The organism is Shigella sp. SIG6 (genome assembly GCF_053555815.1).
In genome coordinates, this window is the sequence record NZ_JBQZXC010000264.1 from 1 (window position 1) to 1,239 (window position 1,239).

The 1,239-nt window shown below is 44.8% G+C and carries 1 protein-coding gene and 1 pseudogene; both read left to right on the forward strand.

Annotated features, from left to right (window positions below; genetic code table 11):
* Positions 1–233 precede the first annotated feature (233 nt).
* Positions 234–428 carry a hypothetical protein gene (locus tag ACUU1M_RS20195; protein ID WP_001004881.1) on the forward strand — a complete coding sequence of 65 codons (195 nt, stop codon included), beginning with the start codon at positions 234–236 and terminating at the stop codon, positions 426–428.
* Positions 429–740: 312 nt separating this feature from the next.
* Positions 741–1,105: pseudogene (locus ACUU1M_RS20200) on the forward strand (DDE-type integrase/transposase/recombinase); the annotation flags it as partial.
* Between the last annotated feature and the right edge of the window lie 134 nt (positions 1,106–1,239).

The window sequence follows — 1,239 nt, forward strand, 5'->3', positions numbered from 1 at the left end:
TCGTCTGGGGAATATCTCCCCGGCAGCCTTCAGGGAAAAATATCATCAGATGACTGCTTAAAAAAAGAACAAATGGTAGTGTCCGCTATTGCCAGTACACCTCACCATTGCGATACAAACGGGCCTCATCTCCTTTAGTTGACGACAATTCCAATGCGGATAAAACACGTCCACCACACTGATTACATTTTTCATTAGCACAGTGGTGTGATGCAGCATACGAGGAAAACCGGATGAATGAGAACAAAATAAAAAGGCTGGAGCAACTGTTACAGGCACGCCAACGGGAGTTTGCCACTAAATGGGGACGTGCCGCGCTGCCACATGAACGCCTAACCTATTTTCCACTTGAAGACCTCATTAAAAATAATGGCAAAAAAATCAGGTCTGATAAGAAACACTTCTTAGAATGCAATGAAGACAAATAACAACAATCTGCATATTGCCACCAACCACAGATGTGGCATCGTTATCAGCGCACTTGATTTTCTTTATATCCACTGACGAGCTTGCCGGGGCACCTTTGTTTACCGGTCATTCTGGTATCATGCAGATATTTACGGCGTACAAGCCCACTAGCATGACATTGTAATAAGGCCTGAGCCTAACGCTTTAATGTGTGTCATACACTCAGTGGCGTAATCGTTGACAATATGGTGCATGTAATCGTAAGCGTCCAGCGAAATCCATCTGGTCATAATCTGAAGCATCCGACAAAGTGGTGTCCACCAAATAAGTGATCTGCGCCCAATATCCTGAGCCGGAACTTTGACAAAGGCCAACGAAAAATGGGAGCGGATGTTACAGAGTTCTCGGTACAGGGGAAAAGTGGTACCTGTCGCCAGTTCTCCGATCTGTTTAACCGGGAAATTATCTCCTACAGCTTGTCAGAAAGGTCGGTGATGGAGCATCGTTAATACGATGCTATACGATGCATTCACAGTGCCCGGCCAGAGGATGCCCCGTCGCTGCATATGGATCAGGGTTGGCAATATCGAATCGCAGGCTATAGGCAAAGTTAAAGCCCCATGGAGTAGCACAAAATATGCCGCACAAAGGAAACGGTCTGAATAACGCAGTGATGAAGAACTTCTTCAGCACACTGCTAAAACGCATAGTGATCGAGCGCTGATTCTGGCGAACAACTGAACTAATACATCAGAATCTGCATTATGTTAAATAAATATGAAAAGATGGTTTAAATACCCCGTTACTTTTGACTTACACTATACGGTATCG